Raw genomic sequence first — 703 nt, 5'->3', positions numbered from 1 at the left:
GCCGCGCCAGGTGCTCGTTTAGGCCACTTTTCTTTCGAAGACGACGGGGCTTTTGCAGCCCAAAGCTGAGTGTCTCCGGCGCGGGTTGTAGAAGCCATTGATGTATTCGAAGATTGCGATTTCAGCGTCCCGGCGCGTCTGCCATGAACGTCGCCAGATCAGCTCTGCCTTGATCGTTTTGAAGAAGGTCTCGACGGCTGAGTTATCGAAGCAATTGCCTTTGCCGCTCATGGACACTTTGAAGCCGTGCTGGCGCAGCAGCTTCTGATAATCGTGAGAACAGTATTGCGACCCGCGATCCGCATGGTGGATGCAGCCTTTCGGCGGTTGCCGGAGCGCGACGGCCATCTTCAACGCCCGGATCGCGAGGTCGCGTTTCATGCGATTGCTGACTGCCCAGCCGATGATGCGGCGGGAATGCAAATCCAAGATCACCGCCAAGTATAACCATCCTTCGCGGGTCCACACGTAACTGATATCGCCCGCCCATTTCTGGTTGGGGCGATCTGCGCGAAAGTCGCGGTTCAGCAGATTGGGCGCGATGTTGAAGGCGTGATTGCTGTCGGTCGTCACCTTGTATTTCTTTGACCGCTCAACACGGATGCCGTTCTCACGCATCAGACGACCGACACGGCGGTGGCCAATGTTCAGGCCCAACTCCTTCAACTCCTCGGTCATCCGCGGACGGCCATAACTGCCTAGG

General features: G+C 57.5%; 1 protein-coding gene. It reads right to left on the bottom strand.

Annotation, left to right across the window (positions count from 1 at the left end):
* Nucleotides 1-18: 18 nt before the first annotated feature.
* The coding region (locus tag AVJ23_RS21925; RefSeq protein WP_058864359.1) for an IS3 family transposase at nucleotides 19-703 on the bottom strand (685 nt) is incomplete at its 5' end.

It is taken from the genome of Pseudoponticoccus marisrubri, assembly GCF_001482405.1.
Classification (GTDB): Bacteria; Pseudomonadota; Alphaproteobacteria; order Rhodobacterales; family Rhodobacteraceae; genus Pseudoponticoccus; species Pseudoponticoccus marisrubri.
Note: the sequence above shows the minus strand (reverse complement) of the source record. Positions and strands in the feature narration are given on the sequence as shown.